Below are 16,023 nucleotides of genomic sequence, written 5' to 3'. Positions count from 1 at the left end.
TCTTTTTATTCTTCTTTACCTTCCGCAATCTTTATCCTGACACATTCGCTGGGAATCAGTGTCAGCAATTCATCCAGAAACTCACGACTGCATTCCAGCAAAGTTTCATGCGTCATTTCTTCTTTTGAAGCGGCAAAGAAGCGGAACAGGTTATCAGAGTCGGGAAGTTTCACCACTGTATAAACTATATCCGTTGACTTTCCATTGTATTGCTGTGCCAGGTCGTCGGCTCTTGCCCAGAATTGAACTGCTTTGTCACCACCAATTTCTACGACTGCGATTAGTTTTTTGTTTGTTTCCATAATCATTTATTTTAGTTATACATGTTGTCATGCTATCTTTTAAGTAACAATTGAAACGTTTTTATGGTTTCCTGCATTTACCTTTTTTTACATAAGTAGATGTTCTTGATTAGCTTGCATTATGAATGATAATTTAGCGGGCGAATGCCCGCTAAAAATTGACAATTGACAATTAGGCTGCGCTATATGGAGCTTAAGCAATTGTCACGAATGGTAATTGTTCCGAATGGTAATTGTCAATTGTCAATTGTCAATTGCGAAGCCCATCTCCCTATAAAAAGGGAAAATGTGAACATAAACAGTCGATATATAGACAGCATCCTTTTGCACTAACCCGCTAACTTTGCTTCCAAATATCAAATAATTGTTATGAGAAGGTTACTGTTCATTTTTTCCTTTTTCTGCCTGCCCGTTGCGAGTGCAGGCGCACAAGATACCCTGGCATTGGAAGACTGTCTGAAGATAGGCATCGAGAACAACCTGTCCCTGCAAAGTAAACGGAAAGAGATACAAAAGGGAAGGTATGGCATCTCCGAGAACCGGGCACGATTGTTGCCCCAAATCAATGGTTTTGCCAATTATAATGATAACATCGACCCGCCTGTCTCCGTTACCGACGGCTCAGCTTACGGCAATCCCTACAATGTGACTCATACCCTGCAATACAGTGCCAACGCAGGATTGCAGCTCCAAATGCCACTCTATAACCAAACCCTCTACACCAGCATCTCCATTGCGCGGACGATGGACGAGATGAACCGCCTCACCTACGAAAAGGCGAGGGAAGACCTCATCCTGCAAGTCTGCAAAATGTATTATCTGGGGCAGGTCACCGCCGAGCAAATTGCACTGATAAAAGCCAATATCACCCGTCTTGAAGAATTGCAGAACATCACGCAGGCCTTCTATGACAACGGAATGGCAATGGAAGTCGATGTGAAACGGGTGAACATCAATCTCGAAAACCTGAAAGTACAGTATGACAATGCACAGGCCATGCTGGAACAGCAACTGAACCTGCTGAAATACATCATCGATTATCCCGCAGAAAAGCAAATAGCCTTAGTGCCGGTGAATACCGAAACTATCACCCCCGTAGCATTGACCGGACTCTCGGAGAGCCTATACGAACTCCAACTGCTGGAATCGCAACGGCAACTGGCCGAGCAGCAAAAGAAGATGATTGGTTACGGATACATCCCTTCCCTGAATCTGACGGGCAACTGGATGTTTTCCGCTTACACCGATAAGGCTTACCACTGGTTTCATTCCGGTCCTTCCGGTCATTGGTACCGTTCCTATGGCCTGGGCCTCTCGCTGCGTGTTCCCATTTTCGATGGTCTGGACAAACGCTATAAAACCCGCAAGGCCGTCATTGATATCGAAAACATCAAACTGGCACAGGAGAACACCCGCAAGAATTTGCAGACCCAATACCTGAATGCCACCAACGACCTGATGAACAACCAACGGAATTTCAAAAAGCAGAAAGATAATTATTTGCTCGCCGAAGATGTGTATACCGTCACTATGGACCGATACCGCGAAGGCATCACCTCGATGACCGAAGTGCTGCAAGACGAAATGCGGATGAGCGAAGCCCAGAACAACTACATCAGCGCCCACTATAACTATCGGGTGACCAACCTTATGTTGCTGAAACTGACCGGGCAAATAGAATCATTAGTCAAATAACAAGTTAATCAATAACATCCGAATATGGAAACAGTAGAAAACAATAGCGCATCCAGTACGCATCAGGAGAAAGCAAAGAAGTTGAGAAAATTACGCCGTTGGCAAGTCGTAATCAGCCTGTTGGGAATAGGTGTCATGATTTGGGGAGTCATACAGGTGGTCTGTCTCTTTCTAGATTACAAGCAGACCGAAACCAGCAACGATGCCCAAATAGAACAGTATATATCTCCTGTCAACCTGCGTGCCTCGGGTTATATCAGGAAGATTTATTTCACCGAACACCAGGAAGTTCGCAAGGGAGACACCTTGCTTGTATTGGACGACCGTGAATATAAAATCCGCGTTATGGAAGCCGAAGCCGCCCTGAAGGATGCACAGGCAGGCGCCACCGTCATTGGAGCCACCTTGCAGACTACGCAAACCACCGCATCCGTCTACGATGCTTCCATCTCTGAAATAGAAATCCGTTTGGCCAAACTGGAGAAAGACCGCCAACGTTATGAAAATCTGGTGAAACGGAATGCTGCAACTCCCATTCAGTTAGAGCAGATAGAAACGGAATATGAAGCCACACACAAGAAACTGGAAGCCGTGAGGCGTCAACGGAAGGCGGCTCTCTCGGGAGTGAACGAAGTGTCTCATCGCCGTGAGAGTACCGAGGCTGCTATCCAACGGGCAACGGCTGCCTTGGAAATGGCTAAGCTGAACCTGTCTTATACAGTGGTCGTAGCCCCTTGTGACGGAAAGTTGGGACGCCGTGCCTTGGAGGAAGGTCAATTCATCTCGGCAGGGCAGACCATCACTTACATCTTGCCCGATACGCAGAAGTGGATTGTTGCCAATTATAAAGAAACCCAGATTGAGAATCTGCATCTTGGGCAGGAGGTGACTATCACGGTGGATGCCATCAGCGATAGAGAATTCACAGGAACTGTTACAGCTATTTCGGGGGCTACGGGTTCTAAATATTCGTTGGTTCCCACCGATAATTCTGCCGGAAACTTCGTGAAGATACAGCAACGTATACCGGTTCGTATCGATTTCACCAATCTCTCCAAAGAAGATAATGGGAAACTGGCGGCAGGTATGATGGTAGTTGTGAAAGCTAAACTCTGATGCCATGCCCTCGTACCCTAAAAACTATCCCTTCTACAACTGGGTGCCTAAACCGGTAGGCATCATCATCATGTTGTTGCTCTTTATCCCCATCCTTACGGTGGGTGGCGTTTACTCTGTCAACAGCACCGAGATGATGAGTGGACTGGGCATCATCTCCGAGCATATTCAGTTCACTAATTTCGTCACTTCCATCGGAATGGCGGCTTTCGCTCCTTTCCTGTATCGCTTGATGTGTATTCGCCGGGAGAAGATGATGTGTCTGGCGGGGTTCTCGCTCATGTATGTCTTTAGCTATATTTGTGCGGAGACGGACAGTATATTTATTCTGGCGCTTTGCAGTCTGCTCATGGGCTTCCTGCGGATGGTGTTGATGATGGTCAATCTGTTTACGCTTATCAAGTACGCTGCCGGAATGGAAGCTACCCGTAACATCACTCCGGGACTGGAACCTGATGATGATAAGGGTTGGAATAAACTGGATATTGACCGATGCGTCAGCCAACCGGGTATTTACCTGTTCTTTATGATTTTAGGGCAATTGGGCACATCGCTAACGGCATGGCTGGCTTTTGAGTATGAATGGCAGTATGTGTATTATTTTATGATGGGTACTGTGTTGCTTTCCATTTTGGTTATCTTTATCACAATGCCTTATCATAAGTTTGCTACGCGCCGTTTTCCTATCAACTTCAGGCAGTTCGGCAATGTGGCGGTGTTCTGCATTACATTGGTGTGCATCACTTATGTGCTGGTTTATGGCAAGGTCTTGGATTGGTATGATGATGAGTCCATCCGCACTGCCACATTGGTTGCGGCTATATCTGCCTGTATCTTTTTCTATATGGAGAAGAACCGCCATTCACATTACTTCCTGTTGGATGTCTTTAAGTTACGTACCATTCGTATGGGAATTTTGCTTTATCTGTTACTGATGATATTCAATTCGAGTGCCATGTTTGTCAATGTGTTTACGGGTGTCGGAATGAAACTGGATAATTACCAGAATGCGACATTGGGTAACTGGTGCATGGCAGGGTATGCGATTGGTGCTATCTCTTCTATGATATTGGGCTCTAAAGGAGTGCATTTCAAGTATCTGTTTGCAGCCGGTTTCCTGTTTCTCGGATTGTCGGCAGTATTCATGTACTTCGAAGTGCAGAGTGCCGGATTATACGAGCGGATGAAGTATCCGGTTATTATCCGTGCCACCGGCATGATGTTCCTTTATGCCTTGACGGCTGCCTATGCTACGCAACGCATGCCCTATAAGTACCTTTCTACTTGGATTTGCGTCATGCTTACCGTGCGTATGGTGTTGGGACCCGGCATCGGAGGTGCTCTTTACTCGAATATATTGCAGGAGCGTCAGCAGCATTATGTCACCCGCTATGCACAAAATGTGGATATGCTTCATCCCGAGGCTTCCGCTTCGTTTATCCAGACTGTTCAAGGCATGCAATATCAGGGAAAGAGTAAGCAGGATGCAATCAATATGGCGGCAATGTCTACCAAAGGGCGGATTCAGGTGCAGGCTACCCTGTCTGCCGTAAAGGAAATGGCGGGCTGGACTGTATACGGCTGCCTTATTTGTATGATATTTGTACTGATTATTCCTTATCCTAAGCGGAAATTATTAACTTAGCACTGTTTTTCAATATAGCTTGTGATATTATGGATACTCATCAGGAACGTTTGTCTCGTCTTAACCATGCATTGTTAAGTGGAAAGGATGTTTGTAGTTCGGAAGGTATGCTTCGTGATTTCCCTGAGTCATTGAAGAAACCGTTTCAAGTGAATGGAGTGGGGTTGGTGGTTTGCCGTCAGGGAAGTTTTATGTTTACTCTGAATCAGAAGGATTTTTCGGCCAAAGCGAATGAGACTCTTTTTATTCCCGGTGGTTCTGTCTTTCAGGTATGCCGTCAGTCGGAAGATGCGGAAGTATTTATTCTTGTCTACCAGACAGAGCCGATACGTGATATTATAGGCAATTGTGTGACTTCCATGCATCTTTATTCGCAACTTGCTACGGAGCCGTGCTACGTATGGAGCACAGGTGAAGAGAATGAAGTCCTGAAATATATGTCTCTTCTGGACAACACTTTACGGATAGAGGAAAATACATTCAATCACTATGAACAGAAGTTGTTATTGTTGGGACTGACGTATCGGCTTTGTTCCATTTATAATCGTAAACTTATCACTCAAAGAGCCTCGGTAGGACATAAGCACGATATTTTCATACGGTTGATTCAGCTGATTGAAATGCATTATATGGAGCAGCGTGGCGTGGAGTTTTATGCAGATAAACTTTGTTTGTCGCCTAAGTATCTCTCTGTACTGTCCAAGTCGATTTGTGGATATACGGTGCAGGAGCTGGTGTTCAAAGCCATTATCCGTAAGAGCATTTCATTGCTTAAGAACACGCAGAAGAGCATACAGGAAATATCTGATTACTTCAACTTTCCTAATGCTTCCTACTTTGGTACGTTTTTCAGGAAACAGACAGGGACATCTCCGCAGCAGTATCGGAGGAAATCTTGATTTGCAACTAAAGAGTGAATATAAATAAAAGAAAATCCTCATAAGGTAAATACTTATGAGGATATCTTTTGGGTGACTGATGGGATTCGAACCCACGACATTCAGAACCACAATCTGACGCTCTAACCAGCTGAACTACAGTCACCATGTTTGCGTCATTTCTCAAACGCGGTGCAAAGATAGGTATTATCTTTGATACTGCAAATATTTAGAGGAATATTTTTGTAGATATTTGCATCATTTTTTATCTTCCCTAATGCCTGCATTGTGTTGCTGGAGGAGCTTTCGAGAGTTCTTAACGAAGATATTCAGAGAGTTACGTGCTACTTCCGGAAGCTTTGAAATAGATGTAGAATCAACTGGATAGATAATATAATTTTTTTCTTTGGTGAGAGTAGGTCGTGCTGTCCATACCAAATTGTATCCGCAATGGCGAATGCGAATATTGGGAATAGCTGAAGTAACTGTGTCTTTTTCCAATTCTAATGTGAATACGAGACCACCGTCAGTATTTACCTTACTCATATTAGAAATGAAGTTCCCTAGAGAATAGACTACGGCATGTTGTGTTCCAGCAAGAGTATCGGTGCGTAACTCCATTGGCTGTATGACATGTGGATGTGAACCGACGATATGCGTTACCCCCTGTTCCAATAACCAATCTGCCAACTGCCGTTGTTCCTGACTGGGAAGAGACTGATACTCATTTCCCCAATGCATACAGGCTATGATAGCATCGGGTTGCCATGTTCGGGCGGTATCAATATCCTGCTGCATGACCGTCTTGTCTATGTAGTTCACGATGTTGGGAGAGGTGGGTTTGATTCCGTTAGTGTCATAGGTATAATTAAGGAAGGCAATGCGAAATCCATTTTTATGAATAAGTAACGGATAACGTTGCTGTCGTTCTTCTTTGTTCCTATAAGTGCCTGTGTATGCGATATGTAGAGAATCCAACATTAGGATAGTGCGTTCCAGTCCTTTCTTTCCTCGATCCAGACAATGATTGTTTGCGGTTAATAGAATATCGAAACCGGCATCCCGGATGGTATATAAAAACTCATCTGGTGCAGAGAAAGCCGGGTAGCCTGCATAGGGCTTTCCACCTAAAGGAACTTCGAGATTGGCAATGGCAATATCAGCTTTACTTATTTGTTCTTTTACGAGAGAAAAACATGGAGAATAATCATAGTTCCCTTGGCTTGTACGCGCAGCTTCAAGTTGTGCCTTATGTTGCATCAAGTCACCGACAAATAATAATGTGATTTTGGCAGGAGGAATTGTGTCAGAAGCTTCGGACATTGTTTGTTCTTGTGCCACACTATTGCATGATACAAAAAAGAAAAGTAAAGCGAAGGGGAGTGTTCTTCTCATAACCATTAGTAGGTTAAAATAAATACCGGAAGAAGCCAAATAGGCATAATCGTCTTCTTCCGGTATTCGGGATTATTGGTAAATTGCTTTCTTACCAGCCAGCAGTGTATTCTTCATTAAAGAAACGATAGTCATCGGCCCTACGCCACCCGGTACGGGAGTGATGAATGAACATTTAGGAGCTACTTCGTCGAACTTTACGTCACCAGTCAGTTTGAATCCTGATTTCTTTGTGGCATCCGGCACACGCGTAGTACCTACATCAATAACTACGGCACCTTCTTTTACCATTTCAGCTTTTACAAAGTTGGGTTGTCCCAATGCAGCGATGATGATATCGGCTTCCTGACACTCTTTTACCAAGTCTTTACTGCGGCTATGGCATACGGTTACGGTTGCGTCTCCCGGATAAGCTTTCTGCATCATCAGTGCTGCCATCGGTTTGCCGACGATATTACTACGTCCCAATACTACGCACTTCTTTCCGGAAGTCTCTATCTGATAGCGTTTCAATAATTCAAGGATACCGTTCGGAGTTGCCGATACATAGCAGGGTAGCCCAATAGACATACGTCCCACATTGATGGGGTGAAATCCATCTACGTCTTTCCGATAATCGATGGTTTCTATTACTTTCTGCTCAGAGATATGCTTGGGTAATGGCAGTTGTACAATAAATCCGTCTACGTCTGCATCTTCGTTCAACTCGCGTACTTTAGCCAGAAGTTCGTCTTCCGTTACATCCGCTTCGTAACGGATAAGGCTGGACTTGAATCCGCAAACTTCACATGCTTTTACCTTGGCAGCAACGTATGTTTCACTGCCACCATCGTGACCTACAAGAATTGCAGCAAGGTGAGGGCGTTTACCGCCTTTCGCCACAATTTCCGCTACTTCAGCAGCAATCTCCTGCTTCACTTGTTCCGAGATTGCTTTTCCGTCAATTAATGTCATATCAATATTTTTGTTTTAGTTATAATTTATCTTATACTATTTCCGTCATTTACTATTCTTTCAGAAACTCATGCATCGCAAATATAGAGCAAATAACCGAATATAACAACAATCCCGCTGACTTCATTTGAAATATGAAATTAGCGGGATTGGTATGCTTGCAGTTTATCTTTATTATTTCATCTTTGGCATCATCTTGCCCATTTTGCTGCCTGTCACCATTTTCATCATCTTGCGAGTCTGGTCAAATTGCTTCAACAGGCGATTTACCTCCTGAATATTTGTACCACTACCTTTGGCAATGCGTTGACGGCGCGAACCATTCAGAAGAGCCGGGTTGCTGCGTTCTGCCGGAGTCATGGAATAAATAATAGCTTCGATGCTTTTGAATGCATTGTCATCAATATCGATATCTTTGATAGCCTTACCCACACCCGGTATCATGGAAGCCAAGTCTTTCAGGTTACCCATCTTCTTGATTTGAGCAATCTGACTCAGGAAGTCGTTGAAGTCGAATTGGTTCTTGGCAATCTTCTTTTGCAGACGTTTTGCTTCTTCTTCATCATATTGTTCCTGCGCGCGTTCTACCAGTGAAACGATGTCACCCATACCGAGGATACGGTCTGTCATACGTGAGGGGTGGAATTGGTCGATAGCATCCAACTTTTCACCGGTACCGACAAACTTAATCGGCTTGTTCACTACCGAACGGATAGAAAGAGCGGCACCACCGCGAGTATCACCATCCAACTTCGTCAGTACCACACCGTTGAAGTCAAGGCGTTCGTTAAATTCTTTGGCTGTATTCACGGCATCCTGACCAGTCATGGAGTCTACCACGAAAAGAATCTCATTCGGATTAATCGCTTTCTTGATAGCAGCGATTTCGTTCATCATCTCTTCGTCTACAGCCAGTCGTCCGGCAGTATCGACAATAACTACATCATATCCTTTTGCTTTAGCTTCCTGAATTGCATTTTCCGCAATTTTCACCGGATTTTTACTATCCGGTTCTGAATACATCGGAACTCCAATCTGTTCTGCCAGTACACGTAGCTGCTCGATAGCGGCAGGGCGGTACACGTCACAAGCCACCAGCAACGGTTTTTTGTTCTTTTTTGTTTTCAGCATCCGTGCCAGTTTACCTGAGAACGTCGTCTTACCTGAACCTTGTAGACCGGACATCAAAATAACCGCCGGCTTTCCTTCCAAGTCAACCTCAGCCGTTTCACCACCCATCAACTGGGTCAGTTCATCGTGCACGATTTTTACCATTAATTGGCTGGGTTTCACGGCTGTCAGCACGTTTTGTCCCAATGCCTTTTCCTTAACGGTATCTGTAAATGTTTTGGCTACTTTGTAGTTTACGTCGGCGTCCAACAGTGCCTTGCGCACATCTTTCAGGGTTTCCGCAACGTTGATTTCGGTGATTTTTCCTTCACCTTTCAGAATTTTAAACGACCTTTCCAGTCTTTCGCTTAAATTATCGAACATGATGCTATAATTCTATTTATAAATTACAAATTACTCTTATTGAGGCGCAAAAGTACAAAAAATCCCTGTATCTACCTCCTTTTGAGACAAGAATATTATTCTGCCTGAGCTGCGGGATAAGTGAAAAGAATTGTCGGACCCTCTTTGCTGTCGGGGATTACCTGATAGGTGCCACTAAAGTGTTTCAACAACAGATGGTTGACATCATTGCGCAAAGCAGAGTCTTGATTGGCATATTTTAGGTCTGCCAGCGGACAGTTGGTTACTTTGAAACAGAGTATCTCGCCATTTTTGTCTAAAGTGAATTGAAGGTCACGTTCCTCCTTGAAAGAGGCAAGGGGGCAGATAAGAAGACTGACAATGAGTTGCATTATCCGGTTGGTGTCTGTATGGATAATATACTCATCAATATTACTATGGAAATGAGTGTGTAAGGTGGGGTTTTGCATTTGTGCCATTCCTACAGCATCCTTACAGAGTTGTACAATATCATAGTCGCTCATCTGAAACTTCATCATACCGGCCTCCAGACGTGATAGGTCAAGGACGTTGTTGACTAAACGCATTAATTGTTCTGTGTTTTGCTGGATGATGCCCGAATACTCTTTGCGGGTGGGTTCGTCCATTTCTATTTCGTTGTTGGCTATGATTTGTGAGAATCCCAATACTCCGTTCAGGGGTACCCGGATGGCATGACTCATATTAGACAGGAAACGGTTTTTCATTTCATTGGCTTCTTCTGTCTGCCGGGTGGCTTTCTGTGTTTCTTTTTCCGATATTTTCAGGGCTTTTCTTATCCGGTTGATTCGGAGCATATAAGCGATACATAGAATAAGTATGATTGAGAGACTGAGGAGAATTGTCACCTGTACGCGGCTTCTTAATTTTCCCTGCTCCCATACCAATTGATTGAGGTGGTACATATCTTTAATTTCTTCGAGCTGCTTGGCTGATATCGCTACAGTCAATGAATCCTGGATGTGATTGGACTTTTCGTAGAGTGGCAGGGCTTCCTGATGTCTGCCCATTTCTTGCAGGATGTCAGCTTTACGGGCCAGTTGTTTGGCGTAATCAATCTGACCAGGGGCAAATTCCTGCATCTTCATTAAGACGGAATCTGCATAAGAAAGTGCGTTCTTGTAATCCTTTATATAGCGATAATACTCTGAATGGGCGTTATAATACATAGCAATGTATGGAAGATAACTTTGCGGTGTTATGTATTTTTGCGCTTTCTCCATATGTATTTTTGCGGAGTCTGTTTTCTCTATACCTATATAATAACAAGTATGGAATATCTCTGAAAATAATAATAAGTTGAAATAAGACTCGTACATGTCGGGGGCCTGTTTAAGTAACCCGTCTATTAACCGGGTATTCTGGTCTAAATAGGTTTTCAGGCTTTTGTAATCATTCTGATTGTTGCTGTAAAGGATGAGTTGCCCCAGTACATTTATTTGGATACTGGAGTGTATAGGGGCAGAGAATAGTTCATGTGCTTTTTGCAGTACTTCTCCTTCTTCTTGTTTACGGTTCGTTTCGTGGTACGCATTTGCCAAGCAAAGGTAGGCGGCTACTCGTCCGCCGGCGTTGTTCAATGTTTCTGCCTTTTCCTGCATCTTTAGTGCTTCATTGATTGCATACTCATACTTCTCCTTATAAATATAGGTATAGATAAGCAATTTCTGTGCGTTGAAATACATCTGCCAATATTGCATACGCTCAGCTATGGGTAATAGATAGTTTACCAGTTTGCTGACGCTGTCAGCTTCGTTCTGGTTATAATAATACAGTAATTTGTAATAAGAACCACTGGCTCTGTATTTGTCGCTTTTTTGAAATTGCGCTTCTTCGAACATCTCCTTTGCATATTCTATATAATGCGGGGAATTTTGTTCTGTGAGTACCAGTTTCTCCAGTAACTTTAATCGGGTGGAATCGTGGGGGAGTGCCCGCAACTCATTCAACAAACTATCCGCAACAGTCGAATGTGTAGCAGAAACAAATGCGCATTGCAGTGCGACGGCAAGTATGAATAAGATGCGTTTCATGCTATGTCCTCCTTTCTGTCTGCCGGATGAATAGGATGAGTGAATTGGAAACGGGAACCATCTTTATATTCGGGGTCAATCCTGATTTTTCCACCGAAACGTTCCACGATCAATTGGCAGATAGAAAGCCCCAGTCCGCTGCCCTGTGCGTTTTCATTCAGCTTTTCAAAGCGGTTGAATATCTGTCCCTGTTTTTCTGGCGCTATTCCGCAACCTGTATCGGTTACGGTAAACAAGGCTGTTTCTTCCGATTGCTTTTCAAGTGACAGGATAATGCTACCTTCTGTGGTGAACTTGGTTGCATTGATAAGCAGATTGATAAGTAATTGTTGGAGGCGTGCCTCATCCGTATATATTTCCAGTTTCTCTAAAGAAGTTTCAAACAGTACGGAAGCGGCTGTCTGCTTAATCTTTTCTACGGTATCCACCACATTGCGGCAAACAAACACAGCGTCGTTGTTGGCGAAATGGAATTGCATCTTACCTATTTCCAGGCTGGAAAGGTCGACAACGTCATCTATCAGTTTCAATAATAAATCTGAGTTCTGCTGGATAATTTCATTGCATTGCTGGCGGGTGGCAACATCGATATTGGCATCTGTCAGAATACCGGAGAATCCCGACAAGGCATTCAGCGGGGTTCGTATCTCATGGCTCATATTCGACAGGAAAAGACTTTTGGTACGTATGGAATTTTCTGCGCTTTGCCGTGCTTTTCCCAATTTGAGCTGGGAATTGGCCAGACGCTTGTTGATTTTACGAATATAAAATACCGATACGGCAGATATGGCTAAGATAAGAATACAACCTATGATGGAATAGGAGAGCAGGCGGTTACGCTGGTTTTGGTTATTCATTTCAAGGCGATCCACCTGGTATATGGTTCGTAAAAGATTGATTTGGGAAGAGTAATTGCGGGCATTGATAGAATCGCGGGCGGCATTGATGTCCTGATATGCCGTACATGCCTCTTGGGCTTGTCCTTGCTTGGTATATAGGTATGCCAAAGCATTTTTCATTTTTAGGTATTTGTTGTAAGTGTTGGCGCCGTTGCTGTGGTCTGTCAGTTCGTTGTATAACTCTATAGCTTGTTCATCATTGCCTGTATTTTTTGCATATTCAGCCTGTATGTATTTCAGGATAGAACTGTGAAAATAGAATGGATAATATTCATACCATTCTTCGGTTTCCTGAATATATTTCCGAACCTTATCCAGATCGTTTGCATAGAGATAATAGTAAGCTTGAAAAATATTCTCCATAAAACGGCTGTGGTGATCGTCGTTCACCTGCTCCATCCGGTCCAGATAGGCTTGGGCTTCAGGCATACGTTTCAGCCTGATGAGGGTAGGGGCCAACTGTATTAACACCCTTTCTTGAAGTTTGCCGGAATCGGGGATTTTATATAGCTTATTCATGGCTACCTCATATTCTTCGACAGCCTCATTAGCCATATTGGCACAGAGATAGGTATCTCCGATTGCATAGTGGGCTATGGCTATTCCGATATCGTTTTTCATCTGTGTGGCCTGCCTCAATATGCTGTTTGCTTTCTCTAATGCTTCGTTGATTTGCCCGTCGGCTGCAAGGGCATAGGAGGCCATTTGCCGTACGAGGAACATGCGCTTATAATCTTTTTTTCTCCGGTACATTTCCGCCAGTTCGTCTTCCCACCGGAGAATATCGCTTAACTTTGCTTCCAGAGAATAACCTAAGTTATTATCCATTAAGTGTTCGACAAGGTGTATGCGCTTATCTTCCGAATCCTGGTTTGCAGAGAGGATGTAGGAAGTACCGTAAAATAACATCAACAACAATATTATTATCGTTTTACTGATTCTCACCTTGCTTATTCCGATATTTATTTGATTATTTGCGACAAAAGTAACTAAAAAGGGCGAGATATCCGAAAAACTCTCGCCCTTTTTGCATTTTGATGCTTTATTTGCGATTGATGATATCCCGTGAACAGGAACCTTCGTGGTGGGGATATCCGGGAGAGTGGTTTCTCTATCTGAGTGTATTTGTAGTGGGGGCTTCGTATCATGCGTCCCGGACTGACGATTACTTCGTATTCGCTGTGCCATTCAGACACGACGTATGGATGTTTTTGTGTCTGCTATTTTTCTGTCAGTAGCGGAGCAAAGCTGATTCCTGGCTTGTCTGCCGGATTAGGTAGGCTGGTTAATTCACAAAGGGTAGGTAGCAGGTCAAGGGTGGACTGTACCAGCGAGTCATCTAAGAGAAAAGGGGAAAATTTAAAAAAGCTTCCGATTGCACTTTTAGATGTAATTGGAAGCTTTTGTACGATATTGTAAAGAGGTAACTTTAGCTGTTCATGCTCAACAAGAACTCGTCGTTGTCTTTGGTTTTTTCCAGACGGTCTTTTACGAAGTCCATAGCTTCTATCGGGTTCATATCGGCTAGATATTTGCGAAGTATCCACATGCGGTCCAGTGTCTGTTTTTCCTGCAGCAGGTCGTCGCGGCGAGTGCTGGAAGCAACGATGTTGACAGCAGGGAAGATACGCTTGTTGGACAAGTTGCGGTCGAGTTGCAACTCCATATTACCTGTACCTTTAAATTCTTCGAAGATAACTTCGTCCATTTTAGAACCGGTATCAATCAGAGCAGTAGCCAGAATGGTGAGCGAACCGCCATTTTCAATATTACGGGCTGCACCGAAGAAGCGTTTGGGTTTGTGTAGTGCATTGGCGTCCACACCACCGGAAAGGACTTTACCGGAAGCAGGAGAAACCGTATTGTAAGCACGTGCCAGACGGGTGATGGAATCGAGGAAGATAACTACGTCATGACCACATTCTACCAGTCTTTTTGCTTTTTCCAATACGATGCCGGCAATCTTCACGTGGCGTTCGGCAGGCTCGTCAAAGGTTGAGGCGATAACTTCGGCATTTACGGTGCGTGCCATGTCGGTTACTTCTTCCGGGCGTTCATCAATCAACAACATAATCATGTAAACTTCCGGATGATTTGCTGCAATGGCGTTGGCGATGTCTTTCATCAAAATCGTTTTACCGGTCTTGGGCTGTGCCACAATCAGAGCACGCTGTCCTTTACCGATAGGAGCGAAAAGATCGACTACGCGGGCAGACATGGAATCGGAATAGCTACCTTTGCACAATCTGAACTTTTCGTCGGGGAATAACGGGGTGAGATGTTCAAAAGGTACGCGGTCGCGCACGAAAGCCGGGTCGCGTCCGTTGATTTTCTCTACTTTCACCAGCGGGAAATATTTTTCTCCTTCTTTCGGCGGACGGATAACACCTTCCACAACGTCGCCGGTTTTCAGACCGAAGAGTTTGATTTGAGACTGTGATACGTAAATGTCGTCCGGTGAAGAAAGATAATTGTAATCGGAAGAACGAAGGAAACCGTAGCCATCCTGCATGATTTCCAGCACGCCTGTACCGGTCAGGATATCATCGAATTCGTATACTTTTTCGCGTTCAACCGCAGGTCTGCGTTCAGGAACAGGAGCATAATTGTCACCGCTATTCTGGGGTTGGGCGGGACGCTGCTGTTGTACAGGGCGCTGGTTGTTGTTACGATTGTTATTATTGTTGTAAGGAGTATTGCTGTTGTCGCGAGGACGAAGGCGTGGTCGTTGTGGCATTGCGGGTGCGGGTTCCACGGCAGGTGTCACTACAGGAGTTTCCGTCTTGGTTGCTTCAAATTTTCCGAGAAGTTCAGAGGGGAGTTCTACTTTTTCAGTCGGAAGGTCTTCGATAGGAATAAAGTCATCTTCGGGTTCTGACAGAATGGGACTGTCTTCCACTACGGCTTTTTTGATTACTTGCGGTGCTGCTATTTTGGGCGCTGCCACTTTTGGTGCTTCAACCTCAAAACTCAGTTCCGGTTCTGCTTTTTGGGACTCTTCCTTTACAACTGGTACGGGAGTTTTTTCTTCTGCCTTAGTTTTACGGGGACGGCCCGGCTTGCGTTTCGGAGCTGTTTTTTCTTCAGCTTTTTCAGGAGTGGCAGTTGCGGTTACTTCAGGAGCCTTTTCTGCTACCGGTGTTTTCACTGGTTCCACCGGACGTACTTTGGCAGATGCAGCTGTTGCTTCAGCTTTTGCCTTGGTGAGGTCGCCATTCTTATTGGCGGTGAAAACTTTGTCAGTACTCTCTTTTTTTACGGTCACGCGGGTACGTTTCTCTTGTCTTTCTACTTTACGCTCTTCTTTCAGCTTTTCAGCAGCAACCTTTTTGGTAGCACCTGCGATGGCTTGTTCATCAAGTATCTTGTAAACAAGTTCTTCTTTTTTTAGTGAGTCTGTCTTTTTGATACCCAGTTCTTGGGCAATAGTTTGAAGTTCCGACAAATTTTTGTCGTTCAATTGAATGATATTATACATACAGTATATATGTGAATGATTTAATATTTCTTTTGTTATTGGACAGATATGTTCACACTGCTGCGGTTGTCGTTACAAGCAACGTGGCAAATATACCTATTTTAAAATACTATGAT

The 16,023-nt window shown here is 44.1% G+C and carries 11 protein-coding genes, 1 tRNA gene and 1 pseudogene; 4 read left to right on the top strand and 9 right to left on the bottom strand.

Annotation, left to right across the window (positions count from 1 at the left end):
* Nucleotides 1-5: 5 nt before the first annotated feature.
* A complete protein-coding gene (locus BUC01_RS13615) occupies nucleotides 6-302 on the bottom strand; it encodes a hypothetical protein (protein WP_243462670.1) in 297 nt (98 codons plus the stop codon).
* Between the two features lie 369 nt (nucleotides 303-671).
* Between BUC01_RS13615 and BUC01_RS13610 the strand changes: the two genes are divergently transcribed.
* From BUC01_RS13610 to BUC01_RS13595, 4 genes are read left to right on the top strand one after another with little or no spacing between them, the layout of a single operon-like run.
* Nucleotides 672-1,997 (top strand): TolC family protein, encoded by a 1,326-nt coding sequence (locus tag BUC01_RS13610; protein WP_025834453.1) that lies wholly within the window; start codon nucleotides 672-674, stop codon nucleotides 1,995-1,997.
* A gap of 24 nt (nucleotides 1,998-2,021) precedes the next feature.
* Complete coding sequence (locus tag BUC01_RS13605) at nucleotides 2,022-3,113, top strand: HlyD family secretion protein (protein WP_025834455.1); 1,092 nt, start codon at nucleotides 2,022-2,024, stop codon at nucleotides 3,111-3,113.
* A 4-nt stretch (nucleotides 3,114-3,117) separates the two neighbouring features.
* A complete protein-coding gene (locus BUC01_RS13600) occupies nucleotides 3,118-4,758 on the top strand; it encodes an MFS transporter (RefSeq protein WP_073313965.1) in 1,641 nt (546 codons plus the stop codon).
* Nucleotides 4,759-4,787: 29 nt separating this feature from the next.
* Nucleotides 4,788-5,657: a helix-turn-helix domain-containing protein gene (locus tag BUC01_RS13595; protein WP_025834457.1), complete on the top strand. Its 870-nt coding sequence runs from the start codon at nucleotides 4,788-4,790 to the stop codon at nucleotides 5,655-5,657.
* Between the two features lie 71 nt (nucleotides 5,658-5,728).
* Here BUC01_RS13595 and BUC01_RS13590 read toward each other — a convergent pair.
* From BUC01_RS13590 to rho, 8 genes and pseudogenes are all read right to left on the bottom strand, one after another.
* Nucleotides 5,729-5,802: transfer RNA gene (locus BUC01_RS13590), tRNA-His, on the bottom strand.
* Nucleotides 5,803-5,894: 92 nt separating this feature from the next.
* The gene (locus BUC01_RS13585; RefSeq protein WP_073314016.1) at nucleotides 5,895-7,031 is read right to left on the bottom strand and encodes a CapA family protein; all 1,137 of its coding nucleotides are present in this window, start codon (nucleotides 7,029-7,031) and stop codon (nucleotides 5,895-5,897) included.
* A 72-nt stretch (nucleotides 7,032-7,103) separates the two neighbouring features.
* Nucleotides 7,104-7,985 carry a bifunctional methylenetetrahydrofolate dehydrogenase/methenyltetrahydrofolate cyclohydrolase FolD gene (gene folD / locus BUC01_RS13580; protein WP_025834459.1) on the bottom strand — a complete coding sequence of 294 codons (882 nt, stop codon included), beginning with the start codon at nucleotides 7,983-7,985 and terminating at the stop codon, nucleotides 7,104-7,106.
* Nucleotides 7,986-8,159: 174 nt separating this feature from the next.
* Complete coding sequence (gene ffh, locus BUC01_RS13575) at nucleotides 8,160-9,479, bottom strand: signal recognition particle protein (RefSeq protein WP_025834460.1); 1,320 nt, start codon at nucleotides 9,477-9,479, stop codon at nucleotides 8,160-8,162.
* 95 nt (nucleotides 9,480-9,574) lie between these two features.
* Nucleotides 9,575-11,530 (bottom strand): ATP-binding protein, encoded by a 1,956-nt coding sequence (locus BUC01_RS13570; RefSeq protein ID WP_025834462.1) that lies wholly within the window; start codon nucleotides 11,528-11,530, stop codon nucleotides 9,575-9,577.
* A complete protein-coding gene (locus BUC01_RS13565; RefSeq protein WP_073313963.1) occupies nucleotides 11,527-13,338 on the bottom strand; it encodes a tetratricopeptide repeat-containing sensor histidine kinase in 1,812 nt (603 codons plus the stop codon). Before BUC01_RS13565 ends, BUC01_RS13570 begins: the two co-directional genes overlap by 4 nt.
* Nucleotides 13,339-13,471: 133 nt before the next feature.
* Nucleotides 13,472-13,772, bottom strand: a pseudogene (locus tag BUC01_RS25870) (sulfatase family protein); the annotation flags it as partial.
* An 86-nt stretch (nucleotides 13,773-13,858) separates the two neighbouring features.
* Nucleotides 13,859-15,907: a transcription termination factor Rho gene (gene rho, locus BUC01_RS13560; protein WP_073313961.1), complete on the bottom strand. Its 2,049-nt coding sequence runs from the start codon at nucleotides 15,905-15,907 to the stop codon at nucleotides 13,859-13,861.
* Nucleotides 15,908-16,023 lie beyond the last annotated feature (116 nt).

Source organism: Bacteroides stercorirosoris, assembly GCF_900142015.1.
Classification (GTDB): Bacteria; Bacteroidota; Bacteroidia; order Bacteroidales; family Bacteroidaceae; genus Bacteroides; species Bacteroides stercorirosoris.
This window is presented reverse-complemented; position numbering and strand designations above follow the sequence as displayed.